This window comes from Photobacterium sp. 270122K (assembly GCF_059941365.1).
Map to the genome: position 1 here is coordinate 170,990 of NZ_JBPOEN010000006.1, position 19,629 is coordinate 190,618.

The following is a 19,629-nucleotide window of genomic DNA, read 5'->3' on the forward strand; positions in this document are numbered from 1 at the left end:
AAGGATATGAGACAGTGACAGAAACGACTCATAATGCGATTGATGATGCCGTGAGCGAAGGAGGGGCTTACGAAGTACTCAAAGCCCGTCTTTCCCAACAAGGCGAAAACCTAAAAGACCTTTCCCAGCAATTTAACCTTAAACGCCAGCAGACCTTCGGCGGCAGTGACTTCGCGTTGATTGGGAAAGCCAACGTACAAACAGACGCTCGCTGTATTCCGGTCGATATGGCACAAGTGAACGGCCAAATTCTGTTCGGCTACCATGTCTATGTCGGGTTAAAAGCCAGCCCATCTCTGAGTGATGTCTTTGGCGTTTATACCCTGAATGAAACCGACGGTACCTACCGCCTTGACCCCGTGCAACTTGAGGCATCGTTCCTCAATGACACCCAATTCATTCATGAATTCTCCGAGCTTTTCACCTATTACAAAGACGCTCGCCTTTCCCAAATTTCCCGTCAAGAAGGGATCCTGTATATCGCGTTCCAAATCGGCATGCGATCAGAAGATCGCAAAGTCTTCCGGTTTGAAATCAGCGGCAAAGGCGTGCGCTACCTCGACAGCCTCGGCCACGTCTCGCTCAATGACGCACCGCAGCATGACTTTGAGTGGATCGCGACAGGGCGTAACGATCACATCAATGGCGAACACCCGCATGTTTCCATTGCCGATAAATTGTTTGTTGAGTGTGTCGGTGGCGATTTAACCATCAAGATCGAAAACAACACCGATGAAGGCCAAGGGATATACCGAGAGCCCGTCGAAGACGCCTATCAAAGTGTGGCAGATGCTGAAATCAGCTATGCGTTTGTCGGCGATCTTATCGTGCTTAAAGTGCTGCCTAACCGTGAAAAACAGACACGCTATTTTGTCTACAACCCGATTAATCAGCAGGTCACCCGTACCGATGCATTAAGCATCAGCGGCAAAGCCCTGCCCGAAAAACACGGCCTATTATATTCCCGCGGGTATGTTTTATCCGGTGGCGAGCACAAACACTTTGAGGGTGAGTGGCAAGGGCTGCGTTTCTTCCAAAAAATCGCCTCCCCTAACGGCGAAGATGTCCTGTACTACTTCTTTAATGTCGACAAAGGTTATTACGTCATTTATGTCTATAACCTGATTGAAAAGAACTTCTCTGCCCCCATGCATAGCCACGGTTGCAGCTTGTACCCCGATGGCCGCATGTTGATGTTCCGCGTCTCCGAAAATGCGGAAGCCTCAACCATCCATCCGCTACGGATTTGGAACACCCCGTTCATGATGCCAGAGCAATATGCTCACCATCACCAGCAACATAAACAAGGCGCCGATCCTTTCTTGGCCAACTTGGGCAACAGTGAACTCGTGCGTGCCCTCTCCTCACTGCTGACCATTTGCCAATTGGCGCAAACGGAAGAAGTGAGCCAGAACGCGTTTGAAGCCTTACTGAAAACCTGTCAGACCACCTTGGATCATTACGACTGGTTAGATAACACCGCTGCGCTGGGGCTCAACAAAGCCGTCACGGCCGTCATGGGCACGGCTGATTCTATCATTGATGAATTTGCCAAAGTCCGTCAGTTACAGCAGCATGCTGAATCTGCACTCGCTGCCAAAACCGAGGAAGTGAACGCCCTCATCGGTCGCCTTAAATTGGCGCCGCGTGATGAAGCCAGCACACTGCTTGGCCTGTTGGCAGAGTTGAAAGCCGAAGTGGGCAACGTGATGGCCTTGCGCCAATTCCGCTACATGCCCGATGCGCCCGTCGAAGCGATGCTCGACACCTTGGCCGAACAGCGTCACGCGATGAACCTGTTGCTGCTGGAACTGTTGCAAAACGAGAAGGCCTACCGCCCGTACAAACAGGCGATCAACGGCATTGAAGACAAACTGCAGACCGTGGATAAAACCGCCGAGCTCAATGCCCTGCAAACCCAAACGGAACAAGTGCGGGCTGAGTTAGCGTTGGTTACCGAAGAAGTGGCAGAGATAGAGACCGATGATCCGACGCAAGCCACGCGTATTCTCGACCTCACCACCGAAGTCTCTTCCATGCTGAATGCCACGTCAGCACGGTTACGACAAAAACATCAAGCCTTGCGCGGTAATGAAGCCAAAGCGGAGTTTAGCTCGCAGTTCAAATTGCTAGCGCAAGCCGTCAACAGTGCGATGGAGCAAGCCCAAACCCCCGAACAATGTGATGATCAGTTAGCCAAGCTGATTGGCCTGCTGGAAAAACTGGAATCCCGCTTTGCCGATTTCGATGAATTTTTGGCCGAGATTTATACCAAGCGTGACGAAATTCAATCCACGTTAGAAGGCCATAAGCAGCAACTCATTACAGCCCAACAACGACGGGTACAGAACCTTAACCAAGCGGCCAACGTGACCTTTAACAGCATTGAAAAGCGGGTCACCCGTTTCGATGATATGGCGGCCCTTAACAGCTTCTTTGCCACCGATAACATGGTGCTCAAACTGCGCCAGTTAGCGGAATCAATGCGCTCGTTGGGCGACAGCGTGAAAGCCGATGCGGTCGAGAGCAAACTGAAAGCGGTGCAGGATCAATCCTTGCGCGCACTGCGTGATAATCAGGACATTTTTGAGCAAGGCGGCAACGTCCTACGTTTAGGCAAACACCGTTTCAGTGTGAACAAGCAATCGCTGGATTTAACCCTCGTCACCCACGAGGATGCGTTGTCGTTACACATATCCGGTACCGAGTATTACCAACCGATCGAATCCACCGACTTCCTCGCCCTGCAAGGCATGGCCGCGTTGGATGTGGCCTCGGAAAGCCCCACCGTGTACCGCGCCGAATATCTGGCCTATGCCCTACTGGATATTGCCCAGCGTCGTGTAGACGGCCAAACCATTGACGGCTTGCAGCAGGCACTGAAAGACAACCGTCTGCTGGCGGAGATCCAAGCCTTTGCCGCCCCACGCTACCGCGAAGGGTATGTGAAAGGGGTACACGATCACGATGCCGAGAAGATCCTCGCCGCTATTTTACCGTGTTACGAACAAGCCGGTCTGCTGCGCTTTGGCCAAGCCGAACGCGCCTCGGTCCTGCTGTGGTTAGCCGCACTAGGTTACAAAGACTATTTAGTGTGGTGCCAACAAGCACGTAATGCGGTCTTGATGCAGCAACATTTAGGGTCAAACACCGCGTTCGACAGCGTGAAAATGGCACTGCGTGATCAGATCGCCCCGCAAGCCAATGCGATCCCAGAGCAATGCGCCGAATACGCTATTGCCATTTTATCCGATGAAGGGGCGGCCTCGGTATTGCCGGTCGACATCAGCCGTGATGCCCTTGAACAGAGCGAAGCGTACCTGTCGTTCCGTCGCAGCTTAGGCTGGACCAACCCGCCGCTGCCGACCCACGAGGCCTTTGCCGATCACCAACAGTGGCTCACCGCGTATGCGGCGCACCAAGCGGCTGAAAAAGGCGATCAATCAGCACAAGCCTTTATCACCGAAGCGGCCATGCTCGCCACGCTGCAATCGGACGCCACAGATTCAGAGGAAGAAGTGGCGCAGCTCAACGTCAAAGCGGTCGAGTTTTCTTTGATGAGTACCATCAAAGGTTTACTGGGTGAGCACCCCCGCATGGACAACGGAACCCTGACCGTGGTGCTGGATGAATTCTTGCAACGCTGTGCACACCACCAGCACCAGACGATCCCACAGTACGATGCCTACCTGAAGCAGCGTGCTGATCTGCTCTCTGATGCCAAATCGCAACTCCGCTTAGGCGAGTTTTTACCCCGCCCACTGACCTCGTTTGTCCGTAACAAACTGATCAGTGACAGTTACCTGCCGCTGATCGGGGATAACCTGGCCAAGCAAATGGGTACCCTCGGGGAAAACAAGCGCACCGACTTGATGGGGATGTTATTGCTGATCTCCCCTCCGGGTTACGGTAAAACGACCCTGATCGAATATGTCGCCCACAAGCTGGGCTTGGTGTTCATGAAAATCAATGGTCCGTCATTGGGTCATCATGTGACCTCGTTAGATCCGCGTGATGCACCGGATCAAAACGCCGCGCGTGAAGTGGAAAAAATCAACCTCGCCTTTGAAATGGGCAATAACGTTCTGCTCTATTTGGATGATATTCAGCACACCCACCCAGAGTTTTTACAGAAATTCATTTCGCTCTGTGACGGCACCCGACGCGTGGAAGGTACCTGGCGCGGGCAAACCAAAACCTACGACATGCGAGGCAAGAAATTTGCGGTAGTCATGGCGGGGAACCCGTACACCGAATCCGGCGATATGTTCACCATCCCGGACATGTTGGCTAACCGTGCCGACATTTATAACTTGGGTGACATGCTGTCGGATCAGAAGAATGCGTTTGAATTATCATTCATCGAAAACTCCCTGACGGCCAACACCGTGTTGGCACCACTGGCTACCCGCGATTTGAATGACCTTTACCGATTGATTGACATGGCCCAAGGGGAAAATATCGCGCTAAACAGCCTGAGCCACCCGTATTCCGCCACGGAGGCCAATGACATTGTCGGCACGCTGCAAAAAATGCTGACCGTGCAGCAAACCGTGCTCAAAGTGAACCAGCAGTATATTGCCTCAGCCGCGACCGCCGATGCTTATCGGGTAGAACCGCCGTTTAAATTGCAGGGTTCTTACCGAAACATGAACAAACTGGCTGAGAAAATCTCATCCGTCATGACGGACGATGAGCTGCAAACCTTGTTGCAAGACCACTACCAAGGCGAAGCGCAAACCCTGACCAATGGCACAGAAGAAAACTTGCTGAAATTGGCCGAACTACGCGGTGAACTGTCGCCGGAACAACAGATCCGCTGGCAGCAAATCAAAGACGGTTACAGCCGCAAGCAACAAACCGGTGACGACAGTGATCGTGCAGGGCAAATGGTGCAGCAAATGGTGACCTTAAACCAAAACCTCAACCACGTGGCACACACCTTACTCGGTAACAATGCCCCCGCAAGGAAAGCGACCCATGAATAAATTCACCTTGGAAACAACGTTGGCGGCCAGTTTTGAGGACGTCAAACTCGATAACAATGAACGCCGCGAACTGGCGGCACAACTGCGCGAAGCCGATGTGCAACCCGACGATATCGCGTTTCTGCGCAATCGCGCCTTTGGCTATGTCCAGCAGCACATTCGTGACGGCGGTGAACCGCTGATCGCGTTAAAATGGCTCGAGCACGTGGTCAAACAATTTGATAACGCCCGTCCGCAACCGACTGGCCTGCTCGCGGAATCCTGGTTTTCGCCCGGGAGCACCTGTTTTGACGGGATTTGCCATCAGTTGCAGCATGCGTCAGCCACAGTCGACATCTGTGTGTTCACCATTGCCGACGACAACCTGACCAAAGTGATCCTCGATACCCACAACCGGGGGGTGAAAGTGCGGATCATCACCGACAACGACAAAGTGAACGACAGCGGCAGTGACATTGATTACCTCGCCCGCCAAGGTCTGCCTATCAAAATCGATAACACCGATTATCACATGCACCACAAGTTCGCGTTGTTTGATCAGAAGCACTTGATCAATGGCAGTTTCAACTGGACACGCAGTGCGTCCCGTTTTAACTCAGAAGATCTCACCTTAACGGATGACAAACGCCATATCGATGCGTTTTGTACCCATTTCGAAGGGTTATGGCGTAAATTCCCGGACTATCGCGGACGTTAATCTTATCGTGCAACGCTAAAACAACAACGCCCCCAAGCGGCCTCTTTCTCGTTGAAAGTGACTCACTTGGGGGCGTTTTCTTTCTCTTTTTTTCGCTATGTCAGCTTCAGGTGGGTCGGCACTGACATATTACGCGCCTTAGACTCAAAGAGTCTCATGTGGTCATGAATGAAATAGCGCTGCATATCCGAAATGTTAGGGCTACTGTACTCTTCCAACCAAATCGCACGTGCATTGCCTATATTCACCCACGGCCCGGAGGATATACGCACTTCATACGTGTCTCGCGGGCCATTGCGGTAGCGATACGAGGATCCCTTCACCGCCGTATTCAATCCATACAAGAACAAGGCTTTGGGATCGGGCTTCACCATTTGCATGTGCATCGGTTGTTTCAATCCGGCTGAGCCCGTATAAGCAAAGAGCTTATGCGGTAAAATGGTATTGCGTAGATGCCAAATTTTTTCCGGCAACCCGCTGTATGCTTTCATCCGCGCCATTTCAAACAAATCAAAATCGAACACGTGATGCACACCTTCCGTATCAACCCACTCAAGCACACCAATATCGACCGCCAAACCAAAATTATGCGCCGACTCGCCAGGCCCATGAATCGTCGCGTCCCAGACTTGATGGTGAAAATTGCGGTAGCCAAGGTTGGTATTATTAAAGTCTTTGCATCCCATAGCGATCCCGTAACCGTACATGTCGGTGACCACTTTGGTGGCGGCCACTTTCAGCTCAGGACGGATATTGTTCGGCAGGGTCGCCAAGCACGCCGCCAGTGTCATACTCGGACGAGCTAATGTGTAGCGCGTATTGTGAAATTTAAATAACGTCGCCGTGGGTGCAAAAGGGGTGAGCTTATTAAAGCTACGGTGGGTCGGTCCATCAACCGCGACCAAACCATCTTGCTTATTCAGTTTCACCACTTCCGTCTGATACAGAAAGATCGCGGCCAACGTTTTAGAACGTCGGATATTTGAGCCAAATGTGCTGTCTTCTGCGAGTTTGGGGATCCGCGTTTTAAAAGACGACAGGTGATGATTAATGGCTTTTTGTACGGTAAGAATATCTTTCGGCAGATTGCGTCCCCGCAACCCAACAGAGCCCGTTAACTTAAATTTTAGCGGGGAAGAATCGGACATATACTCAATCACCTTATTATAAATAAGATCGAGTATATTTTTATTGCCTCGTAATTTCCGCAAGGCGAAAACACCATGAAACGGTTCTTGGAGATAACTCAAACTGGCAGGTAACGGGGTGAAAACACGCAGGTTATCATTTTAGTCTCACCCCCATTTTTTACTGCAACAACTCGGCTTAATACCCTTTTTTATGGTGGCGCGCCGTTTGTTGGGTGCGGTTAATCATTTTGCCGAAAGCTTTATCTTTGGCGCGTTTTTCAGCCAAGGTCGCGCCATTCAGGGCTTGTTCACGCATGAGCTTTTGGTAACTCACCAAACGCCTTTCTGTGAGCTCGCCACGTACCAGCGCGGCCTGTACTGCACAGCCGGGTTCACCGTCATGGGCGCAGTCACTGAAACGGCACAACTCCGCCATCGCGGCAATTTCACTGAATGTCTCACTGACACCCTGCTCACAATCGCTAAGTTGTAACTCACGCATTCCTGGGGTATCCATCAGCAAGCCGCCTTGTGGCAACATTTTCAGCGCACGACCGGTGGTGGTGTGTCGGCCTTTGCTGTCGTCTTCACGGATACCACCGGTTTGCTGCGCGTCTTCACCAAGCAAACCATTGACCAAGGTAGATTTACCCACACCGGATGAACCCAAAAACGCCACCGTACGGCCGGTTTTGCAGTAGCTGTGCAACACCTGAATATCACGGGCGTCTAACGCATTCACCGCATACACGCCTAACAAAGGGTCTAGCCCCTGCACTTGCATACGCAAGGCGTCGACGTCTTCGCATTGATCCGCTTTGGTCAAAATGACCACCGGCTCAACCTCTGCGTCTTTGGCGATCGCCATGTAACGCTCAATACGGTTAAGGCTGAAGTCATGATTCAGTGAGCAGACAATCATGACGGTGTCGACGTTGGCCGCGATCAATTGGGTCGCCACTTTCGATCCCGGCGCCTTACGCTGAAATAACGACTGGCGTTCAAGGCCACGTTCCAAGATTAAATCGGCATTGAATAACACCCAATCGCCCACGCACACACGCTCACTGTCTGGGCGTTGCAGTAACGATAACGGCCCCTGCTCTGTCATGGCCACGATATGGCTACGGTGCTGTTCAATCACTCGACCCAGGGTAAAGTCCGTGAGATCCTCTAACGTCAATTGTTGCTGGAAAAAGGGACGCCAGCCCAGTTGTGGCAGCGTAAGAGATAAATCAGACATCGGTATTTCACCATCAATAATCAGAACAACAGCAAGACATATCGGTCTTCGCCATAATGCTGCTGAGCATACGCCACTTTCCCGCGTTTATAATTGAATATTTCCGACAATATGACCCATACGGAAGAATAAACACACACACCATGAACCATCGGGCGCTCCCCATTGAGGGATGCGTGATACATCACTGGACGTTCGCCTGCTTTTCGCAGGACAAGTCGGCGGAATATGCTGCGATCAGCGGGCTTTTATCGCGTTCTGCTGCGGATAGAAATCAAACTCTGATATGATTAAACCGTAATATCGGACGGTACGCTCAACCGTTATCCGTATGGACAGCAACAAGCCAGCAACCGGCATGACGCCAAAGAGATCCTTTGATACCCATGAAAATCAATAAACAAAGCTTGGAAGAACAAGCGACCGACTACCTTCGCCAGAAAATCGTCAACGGTGAAATGGCGCAAGGCGAAAAAATTGTGGAAAGTACCCTCGCCAAAGAGCTAGAGCTATCCCGCAGCACCGTGCGCATGTCATTAAATTCTCTGGCGCATGAAGGGTTGATCGTGCAAAAGCCGTATGCCGGCTGGCAGGTGATCTCGCTGGATGACGAAGATTTGTGGGAGCTTTACCACCTACGTGTCGCGTTAGAGAGCCAAGCAGCGGCCATGGCGGCAGAAAAAGCCTCTGAACAAGACAAAGACGCCCTGCGTCAGCTGTATCAAGACTACTGCCAGTTGTGTGAAAACAACCCAACCGACAGCCAAGCGATCAGTGAAGCGGATTTCAACCTGCACAAGAAAATTGTTGAAGCCAGCCACAGCAAGCGCATGGAAAAGATTTACAGCCAGATCGCCAACCAGCTGCAAAGCTATTTGAGCATCACACACGAAGATTACGATTTGGCACAAAGTGGCCTAAGTCATGCCGCCATGATCGACGCCATTTGCAGTGGTGATGCCGATCGCGCATGGCAAGAAGCCAAAGCTAACATCACCCCGTTTACCCAAATGGGCAGCACGCTCAAGCAAGGCTGATCCCGCTCACGCCCGTTTCTGCACAACAAATAACGCTGTCGCGCCTGCCCCTCGCAGGCGCACACTTTCATTCGTGTTATCCCTTACCGTTTTTATCCCAGCCTGCATCACTCCCGTACTGGTGGGGTTGAATGCCCGCTCTCTTTGGGCATGTCCCGCACATGAATGTCCATCTGCGGAAAAGCAATTTCGATCTGATGCTGACGAAACAGACTATCAATGTTTTTGTTCAGCAAATGGATGGTTGATAAGCGATAATCAATCGCCGTGATATACACCCGTAATTCAAAATCTAAACTGCTGCCACCAAACGCCAAAAAGAACACCGTCGGTGACGGCTCTTTCAGCACCAACGGATGCTCATTGGCCACTTGGTAAAGTAACTTCTCCACCTTATCGACATCTGACCCATAGGCCACCCCAATCGGGATCACGATGCGGGTGATGGGATCGGTGAGCGACCAGTTGATCAGTTTTTCCGTCAAAAACGATTTATTGGGCACGACAATTTCTTTGTTGTCCCAATCAATGATGGTAGTGGCGCGGGTCTTGATTTTGCTCACCGTACCGGAGAGATCGTTAATCGTCACAATGTCCCCAATGCGAATCGGCCGTTCAAACAATATGATCAAGCCCGAGATGAAATTGGCGAAAATTTCCTGCAAACCAAACCCCAACCCGACCCCAAACGCCGCCACCAGCCATTGCAACTTCGACCACTGCACCCCAACAATCGAACACGCACTGAGTACCCCCACCATCACCAGCAAATACCGGATCAAGGTCGTGACGGCGTACCCGGTGCCGGGCGCGAGATCCAATCGTCGTAACACCAGCAATTCCAGCAAACCGGGCAAATTGCGCACGGCAATCACCGTAACCATCACCACAATTAAGGCATAGAGCAAGGCTTGCAGGGTGATGTCCACCACCACAATGCCGCCTTCCCCCATCTCGCTTACTTGCCATACCACCACCCTATCAAGCCAGCGCGCCATTTCTAGCGCACTCGACCACAAGGTGAGCATAGCAATGACAAATCCAATCAGTGATAAACCACGCAGCAAGGTGAGTGACTGCTCACTGATCTGCTCCGCATCCAGCCCACTCTCCTCCACGTCTGGCAGCTCTTCCCGTAAATCAGCCAGCTCAGGATCTTGCTCTGCTTGCTCACGCTGCTGGGCAATCAGCTCTTCACGCCGCGCCAGCAAGCGTTGGTAATTAAGCTGACGATGCTCTAGCTTGAACCACCGCTCGCCCAACTGATACGCCATCAACACCCCCAGCACAATAAACAAACTGGCTTGTTGATAGGTCAATAAAATCCACGCGGCCAAATAGTATCCCATCGCGGCCACCACAATAATGGCAAGCAGCGAGCCGACCAACAGGGCTTGGGTTACCCATAATGCCCAACGATGATTCAACGGTGACGGCATCACCGCCGGTAAATGTTTGTGTTTTAGCAATAAGCTGTAAATGTACAACATACTGCCGATCAACAAGATAAACAGTAACCGCGATAACTCTGACGCACTTTGTCCTGACACCCATTCGGTGACATAAATGGACCACAGTAACACCACAAATACCCATCGCAGACGGCAGATGGCCTGATGCAGGCAGGTACAGATTTCTTCTGGCCAGCGCAAATGCTGGTTTAACACGCCTCCCTGTTTGGTGAGTTGATAGATCCACTCCACCACAAACACCCCAAACGCACTGGTTAAGACTAACGAGGAAAGATCTGCCGCCATGGCTGCCGGCCACAGCCAATGCATCCCCAGTGTCATTAATACAAACCATGATGGCAAAATCAGCGCTTGCAGCATCGAGAGAGACACCAACGCCATGGTGTGACTGAACCGATCTTTAATCGGGTGACCCAGCACTTTTTTCGCCTTGTCACTTACCGCATTGTCTCGCTTCGATAACGCCATATACACAAACCAACAAGCGACACTATAGAGCACAACCGCGGCGAGTGCCCAATACCGTTGTGCGACGGGAAAGGTGCTGAACGTGGTTTGCAACGAAGGCACAATATTGTCCCATTGCACCGCCTGCCAACGGGCAATACTGCGCCATAGCGGGGGATTACTGCGGATCCACAATTGTTGTTCACGCAGGAACACCCGCTCTTTATCTATCTCACTTTGATACAGGGTTTTCACCACTTGTAACCGCCCTAATTCGACAATGAGCTTGTCGTATTCTTCCCCTAACCGGGTGAGCAATTCACGGCGAAACTGGTGCACATGATAACGGGCATTTTTCTGCGGATCGGCGGCCAACGCGGCATCACTTGGCCGTGCTGAAGCGGCAATTTCAGTCGCCATGCGGTTGCGCAATTGGCTGATTTCATAGATACGAATATGGCTTTGAGCAATCGCATCAGGCACATTACTGTCACCAATATGTTGCGGTAAACGTTGCAATTGCGCCCGTAATGACGCACCAAAGGCTGTGCTTTGCCGCAACCAATCAAGATTCTCTTTGATCAGCCGTTGCTCATCTGACAATAACTGGCGTTCGGCTTCAAACTGCTGGCTTTTACGGCGCGCATTTTCAATCTCTACCAGCACGTGTTCCAACTCTTTGGCCAAAACCTGACTAGTGGCTATGTCTTTTTGCGTATCCGAATCGGTCACGACCCCCTCTTCGCCATACAGACTTTCTAACTGCGTTGCTTGCAGGATCATGGCTTTGGCGGAATCTTGCTCCACCTGTGCCAACCTGTTTTGCAACGTAATTTGGATCGGCGTGGCCAGTTGAATACGGGTCGTCAGTAACTGCTGTTCCAGTTTCAGTAAGCCGTCCCGTTCTTCCAGTGTTTTCTGCTGTAACACCAATAAGCTTTTCTGCAACACCAAATAACGTTGATTGGCCAACGCTAACCATTGTTGAAACTGATCTGCCGTGTCGTTATTCACCAACGCTGCTTCATCAATTTGGTTATTGAGCGCCACAATCTGTTTAGGCAATGTCAGGCGCGAAGCATCCAATGTATTCAGTTTTTCAGCGTTGGTTTTTAATGTGGCGCGCCACTCACTGACCGCCGCCCGCAAAGAGGCCAAAGCCTGTGTCAGATCGTCATAACTGCTGAGGGTGTTGATTTTAAACAGGTCGAGTGATCGTGCTTGTTCGATTTGCTCGGTAAACACGGCCTGCTGATGGGGGTATTGGGTGATCTGGGATTTGAACGTGGTTTGCTCATCAGTGAGCTTTTTGATGTTTTTCAGTGTCAGTGACAGGGATCGGTATTTTCCAATCAGCTCCGTGTCTGGCGGATCGACGGCAGACAAACGGCGAATTTCTGCGTCAACATAACTACGATCAGGCAAGTCAGCAGCCTGTACGGTGCTGCCAAGGCCTGTCATCATCAACAAACACGCGATGCACAGTCGCCACACGATGATGAAGCGACATGGCCGCCATGGCCATAATACGCCGGGTTGTCTGCCACCACTGTAGCTGTGTTTGCCGCGCTGCATCCCTGTCCACATGATCGATCCCTGCCCTCAAGAGTGGTTACTCTCAAGTGTAGTCGCTTTCGATGCATATCAATGTGTTAGGGTTTAAATGTTAGCGTTTAAATGTTCCCGTTTCGATGCCAACATGTAGGCATTACGCCGAGCCGCGAATGATCAAGGTGGAAGGCAGCACCACTTTCTCGGTGTTCTGCACCGGTTGTTTCATCCGTTGAAGTAATCGCTGCCCCGCCTGCTCACCAATGGCTTGCGCGGTCGATGACATAAACGTGAGCGGAGGGTGCGTCAGTTCGGCTTCCGGTACATCATCAAACCCTAACAGCGCCACTTGCTGGCCGATGTAATTGTCCCGCCCGACACTGCGGTTAGCCCGTTGCACCCCGTACACCGCCCCCAATGCCACCGCTGAACGGTGACACAGAATCGCGGTAATTTTTGGGTGCTGCACTAACAATGCCTGCACCGCGTGTGCTGCTGCCGTCTGGGTGCCTTCACATTCGATGACCCATTCATTTTTGAACGGCAAACCGTATTGGATCAACGCCGTGCAATAGCCGCCGATACGTTCGGCCCGGGTCAAGGAGTCCCCTTGTCCGCCGACATAGGCAATGTGGCGGTGTCCTTGTTCGATCAGGTGCAAGGTCGCCTTTTTTGCCGACTGGCTATTGTCCGGCACCACAAAATCCACCTCATCGTTCACACTGGCGCGCGCTACACACACCACGGGCACCCCCGCATCACCGAGCATTTTTAATACCCCTTGACTGGCGCCGCGCAGTGGACTGAAAGCCACACCGGCAACGCCCTGCTGGATCATCGACTGAATACAGTGTTCCAACCGCGCTGGCGAATCCCCGTATTGGGCCAGAAATAACATGTAGCCCTGTTTTTCCAGAGCTTGGCTAAAGCCCGCCGTGATCTCGGTATAAAACGGATCGGTGATGTCTTTGACCACCAGCCCGATCAGATTGGACTGGTTGGAACGCAAATTGGCCGCCGCTTCATTACGGACGTACCCCAGGGTTTTGATCGCCTCATTGACCTTTGTGATGGTCGCCTCGGAGATCCGCCCTTTGTTGCCTAAGACCAGCGACACGGTCGACACAGACACACCGGCATACTCGGCCACATCGGTAATTTTGATTTTCTTCTGGCTCATTAGCTGTTCGTATCAAAGCAAGTGGGAAGATAAGATATCCAAAGCATATTACACCCAAGTAAAACGTTCTACCTTCCCTTTCACACTTTTACCTCGATCACACTTTAAATCACCCGATTAAACAGAGCGTATTTTCGTGATCCACGTGGCGAAACCATTAGGTAAAACGTTTTATCATTATTTTATCGAAAGCAATACCGCGTTGAGTGCAGACATTATCCACCGTTGCCTCCGCGTTTTTTTAAATGATTTTGATAAAACGTTTTATCTACTCTACTCACAACAATAATACGGATAGGGGTTATCCATATGTCTCACTCATCGAAGAAAAGTACCTTGTGGGAATTTTTCCAAAGCCTTGGAAAAACGTTCATGCTACCGGTCGCTTTGTTGGCCTTCTCTGGTATTTTGCTTGGGATCGGCAGTTCGTTATCGAGCACCGCAGTGAAAGAGAGCATGCCATTTTTGGATATCATGCCACTTCAGATGCTGTTCATGTGGATGACCAAAATTGGTCTGGTCGCCTTTATCTACCTACCTCTGATGTTCGCGGTCGCCATTCCACTGGGTCTGGCACGTGAAGAAAAAGGGGTTGCCGCCTTTGCCGGTTTCGTCGGCTATGCTGCCCTTAACCTATCAATCAACTTCTACCTGACAGTAGCGGGCGTGCTGGGCAATGCCGAGCAAGAAGCGGCGTACGGTGTGAAGTCGATTCTCGGTACCCAATCTATCGATACCGGTATTCTGGGTGCGGTGATCGTCGGTATTATCGTGGCAAAACTGCACGCACGTTTCTACACCTACAAAATGCCTGACGCATTGGCGTTTTTCGGTGGTGCCCGCTTCGTGCCTATCATCACAACCCTTGTACTGGGTCTGGTTGGCTTGGTTGTCCCACTGATTTGGCCTTACTTTGCTGCCGCGATTAACGGCGTTGGCACCGGTATTTCTCACGCAGGTCCATTCGGCCCCTTCTTGTTCGGTGCCGGTGAGCGTTTGCTTCTGCCATTCGGTCTTCACCATATTTTAGTTGCCCTGATCCGCTTCACCGAAGCCGGTGGTACTCTTGATGTGTGTGGCAATACTGTTAGCGGCGCGCTGAACATCTTCTACGCAGAACTGTCTTGCTCAACAACCGATGGCTTCTCTTCCTCTGCAACAGCCTTCTTGTCACAGGGTAAAATGCCTGCGTTCCTAGGTGGCTTGCCGGGTGCCGCACTGGCGATGTACCACTGCTCTCGCCCTGAAAACCGCGGTAAAGTGAAAGCACTGCTGTTATCTGGTGTGGTGGCGTGTGTGGTAGGTGGTATCACCGAACCGCTTGAATTCTTGTTCTTGTTCGTGGCACCTGCACTGTACCTGATTCACGCTATCCTGACGGGTGTTGGCTTCATGGTGATGGGCCTGCTGGATGTCACTATCGGTAACACTGACGGTAACATCATCGACTTCTTCATCTTCGGTATCCTGCAAGGCACCGCAACGAAGTGGTACTTGGTACCGGTTATCGCGGGTATCTGGTTTGTGGTGTACTACTTCGTCTTCCGCTTTGCCATCACACGCTTCAACTTGAAAACACCGGGCCGTGAAATTGAAACCGCAGAGCAAATTGCCGCAGCAGTAGCCGGCGAGAAAACCTCTGGCTACAAAGGTGACATCATTCTGGGTGCACTCGGCGGTGCGGATAATATCCTTGCGCTAGATAACTGTATCACCCGTCTACGCCTGTCAGTGAAAGACATGTCATTGGTTAATGATGTGGTACTGAAAGCCAACGGTGCAATTGGTGTGGTGAAACTCGATGAACACAACCTGCAGGTGGTCATTGGCCCACAAGTTCACTTAGTGAAAAACGAAATCCAAGGGCTATTACCGGCATAATTGCCACGCTCATCAACCAACGGGAAGCGACAGCTTCCCGTTTTGCCGCTTCCTATCGCACTGGGCTTTTTGCTAAGTGTCCATTGCGATAGATGTTGGCCTTTCCAACACACGGTTCCACGCGGTTCGATACTGTCCTCCCGTTTAGGGCAACGACCAATCCGCACAACGTTATTCAGAGGTTGTTATGTTTGATTTTTCCACGCCGGTTAACCGCTACGGTACCTACTGCACCCAGTGGGATTATGTGCAAGATCGCTTTGGCGAAGCCGACTTATTGCCGTTCACCATTTCCGATATGGATTTTGAAACCGCGCCCTGCATCCTCGACGCCTTACAAACCCGCTTAAGCCACGGTGTACTCGGTTACAGCCGCTGGAATCACGACGACTTCAAGCATGCGATTACTGACTGGTTTGCCACTCGCTACCACGCACCGCTAGACAGCGATGCCGTGGTGTATGGCCCGTCGGTGATTTATATCATCGCACAACTGGTAAATCAGTGGACGGCACCGGGTGACGGTGTATTGGTACACACCCCTGCCTACGATGCCTTTGGCAATATGTTGACCGCCAACCACCGTGAACTGCTTGCCAGCCCGCTGCTCAAAACTGCTGACGGCTATGCCATCGACTGGGCGCAATTTGAAGCCCAAGCCGCCCGCCCTGACTGTAAAGTGTTACTGCTATGCAGCCCACACAATCCGACAGGCCGCGTATGGAGCGAAGACGAGCTGAAACGCATGGCGGCCATTTGCCACCAACACGGGGTGAAAGTGATTTCTGACGACATCCACATGGACATGGCGTTTAAGCCGTATATCCCGTGGTCACAGGTCGCAGTTGATCAGCACTGGGCAATCGTCAGTTCGGGGTCAAAATCGTTCAACATTCCGGCGCTGACCGGCGCGTATGCCGTGATTGCGGATCCCGATGCAAAAGCGGCCTACCTGAACCAACTCAAGGCGGCACATGGGCTGTCATCACCATCCATTCTTGGAGTTATTGCGCATATTGCGGCTTACCGCGAGGGCGGCGAATGGTTGGATGCCCTGAAAACTTACCTGCTCCAAAACCTGACCTTTGTGGCTGAGCAACTGCATCAACACTGTCCAGCAATTGGCTATCAAGTACCGGAAGGGACGTATTTGGCGTGGATTGATCTTAACCCGCTCAACATCGACATGGATGCCTTGCAGCAAGTGCTGATCAAAGACTACAAAGTGGCGATCATGCGTGGCGATACCTACGGCCCAGAAGGGAAAGGCTACGTCCGACTTAATGTGGGTTGTCCGCGCAGCAAAGTGGAAGCGGGCGTGCATGCGCTGATCGGTGCGATTAAGCAGCTGCAGCAAGGCTAAGCGACTTATTCCTCTTTATTTTTCTTCATTCCTCTTTATTGCTGACCGCAAGTTGGGTGGGGGCAGTGATGATTTATGTGGGTGGGCCACAATAAAAAGCCGCCCTTTCAGGCGGTTTTTTCATCACTGTGCTTTCATGACGTAATTATCACGCTTTTCAAAATACGCTTTTGCACGATTCACTTCGGCTGCATCCGGTTTATACACCGTCCAGCTATCTTCGATGTTTTTCTTGTAGCGGATCTCTTTGTGCTCGAGATCAAACTGGTAGTAAGGGAAGACTTCGCGCAGGTTAAAAAACATCGCCGGGGCAAAGAAAAGAATGTCTGCGGCTAAGTAGCCCCCGTTGAATTTCAACGGCATTAACCCGTACATCGGCTCGTGGCCTTCCGATTCCAACTTAAACTGATACTGGCCAAAACTGGTGGTGGAATAGGTCTGCTCAGGCTGCGTCTCAAGCATAAACTGCGGTTTATCATTCACCTGAATAGACACATCAGATTGAATCGCATCAAGGTTGGTGGTGGCCGAACAGCCCGCCAAAAGGGTGAACATAAGGGGAGCGATTATCTTTTTCACGGTAAAACATCCTGTGACGGCAAAACACTGATCATACCTCGCCACCATGAAAACACTATAGCTGCACTCTTAGCTTTCATTATTAACAACCTGAAAAATAACAATAAACCGCACGCAACAGTACACACTCTGGTTCCCACAGCCCGAAGCGGCGACAGCGCGAAAAAAACCTCAAAATGCAACACGATGAGTAAGCGATGCCCGTTTAACGCACTATCCATGCAGAAACCATGCAACACCTACACAATACGTGATGTTGTTCACAACTTTCATCAAAGATATTCGCTATCTCCCCAATCCACCCACATCAAAACGTCAATTTTATATTTCATATAAATCAGCACCTTGAACTTAAAATCACACCTTTCATACGCACTTTTCCCATCCCATTGTCCAGCCCACATTTTAAGTTGTTTCAAAAGACAGCCAAAAAATGTGACATTTGTCATATTTTGTCGTTTGTTCGACTGTATAATGCCGATTGTCCGACAATGAGACAATTAACACTTTGGAAGCACGCAATGAAAGCCATTACACTTTCTCCTACAGATAACGTTGCAACGCTACTGGGCGACGTAGAAAAACATGCATCCGTTGAAATTATTTCAGCGGATAACGAAGTGATCGCAGAAATCACAGCACTGCAAAAAATCACGTTCGGTAACAAGATCGCGCTTGGCAACATCGCGAGTGGGGAACACATTTTGAAATGTGGCCACTCAATCGGTAAGTCGATTGTTGAGATCCCGCTTGGTCAACTTGTTCATGTTCAGAATGTTCGCAGTGAACGTCTGGACATTCCTGAATCCATCATCGAAGAAATCATCAAACAAATGGGAATCGAACAATAATGACAACGACATTCAAAGGTTACCCGCGTCCGAACGGTTCTTTCGGCATTCGTAACAACGTCCTGATCGTGGCGATTGATGAGTGCTGTGAAGGTATTGCGCGTAACATCAGCAAAGAAATCGATGATTCTGTTGTTGTAACCAACCACTACACCTGCATGTACGGCGGCAATGAAGAGATGATCGATACGATCATTCACACAGCAACCAACCCGAACATTGCAGGCGTGCTGGTTATCGCCATGGGCTGTGGTTCTATCGACCCACAAATGATTGCAGAACCCGTGCGTAAAGAAGGCCTGCCTGTTCATGCCCTCACGGTGATCAAGAACAAAGGGACGGTCGAAACCATTAAAGATGGTATTGCGCTGGCAAAAGAGCTAAAAGCTTACGCGGATAGCATTGAGCGTATTGATGCGCCTGTTTCTGCGCTGCGCATCGGTATTAAGTGTGGCGGTTCTGATACCTCAAGCGGTCTTGCGTCTAACCCTTCTGTGGGCGCGGCCTCTGACAAGCTTGTCGATATGGGCGCAACCACCATGGCGGGTGAACTGCTTGAGTTGCTGGGCTGTGAAGAGATCCTAAAAGCACGTTCTGTGACCCCTGAAGTGGGCGAGAAAATCGCGCGTTTGATCGGTGAAGATTTGCAGCGCTGGCACGTGATCGAAGGCACGGAAACCATGTCTATCGGTAACAGCGTCGGTGGCCTGACAACAATCGATGAAAAATCACAAGGTGCGATGCACAAAACAGGCACTCGTCCTATTCAGGACTGCCTGCGCATTAACCACCTTCACCGTGAAAAGCCAACCACGCCAGGTTTCTACCTGACAGAAACCACCATGCTATGTGGTGGCGCGGCAATGCACTTTGCCTCTCTGGGTTGTCAGTTGATCCTATGGACAGCGGGCGCAGCGGGTTTCAATAACTCTATCGTGCCGGTTATTCGCGTATCCGGTAACAGCTCTTTGATCACAGCAGACATGGACATCAATGCCTGCGGCATCATGGATGCGACAGACACGATCGACAATGTATCGAACACGATCATCGATAAAGTGTTCAACGTGGCCAACGGTGCAACAACCAACCTTGAAGGTGTGGGTTACGCGTATGCGTCGCTGTACCAGAAAGATCAGCGTTTAGAGCACGTCATTCAGATCTGCCCTCAATAATCACCGTTGCGTTTCAAAGGGGCGAAACAGCCCCT

The 19,629-nt window shown here is 51.1% G+C and carries 12 protein-coding genes; 7 read left to right on the plus strand and 5 right to left on the minus strand.

Translation table 11 applies throughout. From position 1 onward, the window contains the following. Window positions 1-14 precede the first annotated feature (14 nt). Complete coding sequence (locus tag ACSF8W_RS12710; protein WP_500847692.1) at window positions 15-4,988, plus strand: DNA repair ATPase; 4,974 nt, start codon at window positions 15-17, stop codon at window positions 4,986-4,988. Then, window positions 4,981-5,685 carry a phospholipase D-like domain-containing protein gene (locus ACSF8W_RS12715; protein WP_500847693.1) on the plus strand — a complete coding sequence of 235 codons (705 nt, stop codon included), beginning with the start codon at window positions 4,981-4,983 and terminating at the stop codon, window positions 5,683-5,685. Before ACSF8W_RS12710 ends, ACSF8W_RS12715 begins: the two co-directional genes overlap by 8 nt. A gap of 95 nt (window positions 5,686-5,780) precedes the next feature. Here the strand turns inward: ACSF8W_RS12715 and ACSF8W_RS12720 are convergent, their stop codons facing one another. Beyond that, the gene (locus ACSF8W_RS12720; RefSeq protein ID WP_500847694.1) at window positions 5,781-6,833 is read right to left on the minus strand and encodes a M15 family metallopeptidase domain-containing protein; all 1,053 of its coding nucleotides are present in this window, start codon (window positions 6,831-6,833) and stop codon (window positions 5,781-5,783) included. Window positions 6,834-7,011: 178 nt separating this feature from the next. Beyond that, window positions 7,012-8,058 carry a ribosome small subunit-dependent GTPase A gene (rsgA, locus tag ACSF8W_RS12725; protein ID WP_500847695.1) on the minus strand — a complete coding sequence of 349 codons (1,047 nt, stop codon included), beginning with the start codon at window positions 8,056-8,058 and terminating at the stop codon, window positions 7,012-7,014. 386 nt (window positions 8,059-8,444) lie between these two features. On the opposite strand from rsgA, the gene ACSF8W_RS12730 reads away from it, so the two are divergent. Beyond that, window positions 8,445-9,095: a GntR family transcriptional regulator gene (locus ACSF8W_RS12730; protein WP_500847696.1), complete on the plus strand. Its 651-nt coding sequence runs from the start codon at window positions 8,445-8,447 to the stop codon at window positions 9,093-9,095. A 107-nt stretch (window positions 9,096-9,202) separates the two neighbouring features. Here the strand turns inward: ACSF8W_RS12730 and ACSF8W_RS12735 are convergent, their stop codons facing one another. Both ACSF8W_RS12735 and malI read right to left on the minus strand, forming a co-directional pair. Next, entirely contained in the window at window positions 9,203-12,601 is a 3,399-nt protein-coding gene (locus tag ACSF8W_RS12735; RefSeq protein WP_500847697.1) for a mechanosensitive ion channel domain-containing protein, read from the minus strand. Between the two features lie 121 nt (window positions 12,602-12,722). Continuing rightward, window positions 12,723-13,745, minus strand: a complete 1,023-nt coding sequence (gene malI / locus ACSF8W_RS12740) for a Mal regulon transcriptional regulator MalI (protein ID WP_500847698.1) — start codon at window positions 13,743-13,745, stop codon at window positions 12,723-12,725. A 309-nt stretch (window positions 13,746-14,054) separates the two neighbouring features. Here malI and malX point away from each other — a divergent pair, with 309 nt between their 5' ends. Together malX and ACSF8W_RS12750 are read left to right on the plus strand one after the other, a co-directional pair. Continuing rightward, window positions 14,055-15,626 (plus strand): maltose/glucose-specific PTS transporter subunit IIBC, encoded by a 1,572-nt coding sequence (gene malX / locus ACSF8W_RS12745; protein ID WP_500847699.1) that lies wholly within the window; start codon window positions 14,055-14,057, stop codon window positions 15,624-15,626. Between the two features lie 187 nt (window positions 15,627-15,813). Continuing rightward, window positions 15,814-16,989, plus strand: coding sequence for a MalY/PatB family protein (locus ACSF8W_RS12750; protein ID WP_500847700.1), 1,176 nt, complete (start codon window positions 15,814-15,816; stop codon window positions 16,987-16,989). Between the two features lie 123 nt (window positions 16,990-17,112). Here the strand turns inward: ACSF8W_RS12750 and ACSF8W_RS12755 are convergent, their stop codons facing one another. Beyond that, window positions 17,113-17,568 carry a hypothetical protein gene (locus ACSF8W_RS12755; protein WP_500847701.1) on the minus strand — a complete coding sequence of 152 codons (456 nt, stop codon included), beginning with the start codon at window positions 17,566-17,568 and terminating at the stop codon, window positions 17,113-17,115. 521 nt (window positions 17,569-18,089) lie between these two features. On the opposite strand from ACSF8W_RS12755, the gene ACSF8W_RS12760 reads away from it, so the two are divergent. Together ACSF8W_RS12760 and ACSF8W_RS12765 are read left to right on the plus strand one after the other, a co-directional pair. Next, window positions 18,090-18,419, plus strand: coding sequence for a UxaA family hydrolase (locus ACSF8W_RS12760; RefSeq protein ID WP_500847702.1), 330 nt, complete (start codon window positions 18,090-18,092; stop codon window positions 18,417-18,419). Continuing rightward, window positions 18,419-19,594, plus strand: a complete 1,176-nt coding sequence (locus ACSF8W_RS12765) for a UxaA family hydrolase (protein ID WP_500847703.1) — start codon at window positions 18,419-18,421, stop codon at window positions 19,592-19,594. The genes ACSF8W_RS12760 and ACSF8W_RS12765 overlap by 1 nt, the downstream gene beginning before the upstream one ends. The last annotated feature ends 35 nt before the right edge of the window (window positions 19,595-19,629 follow it).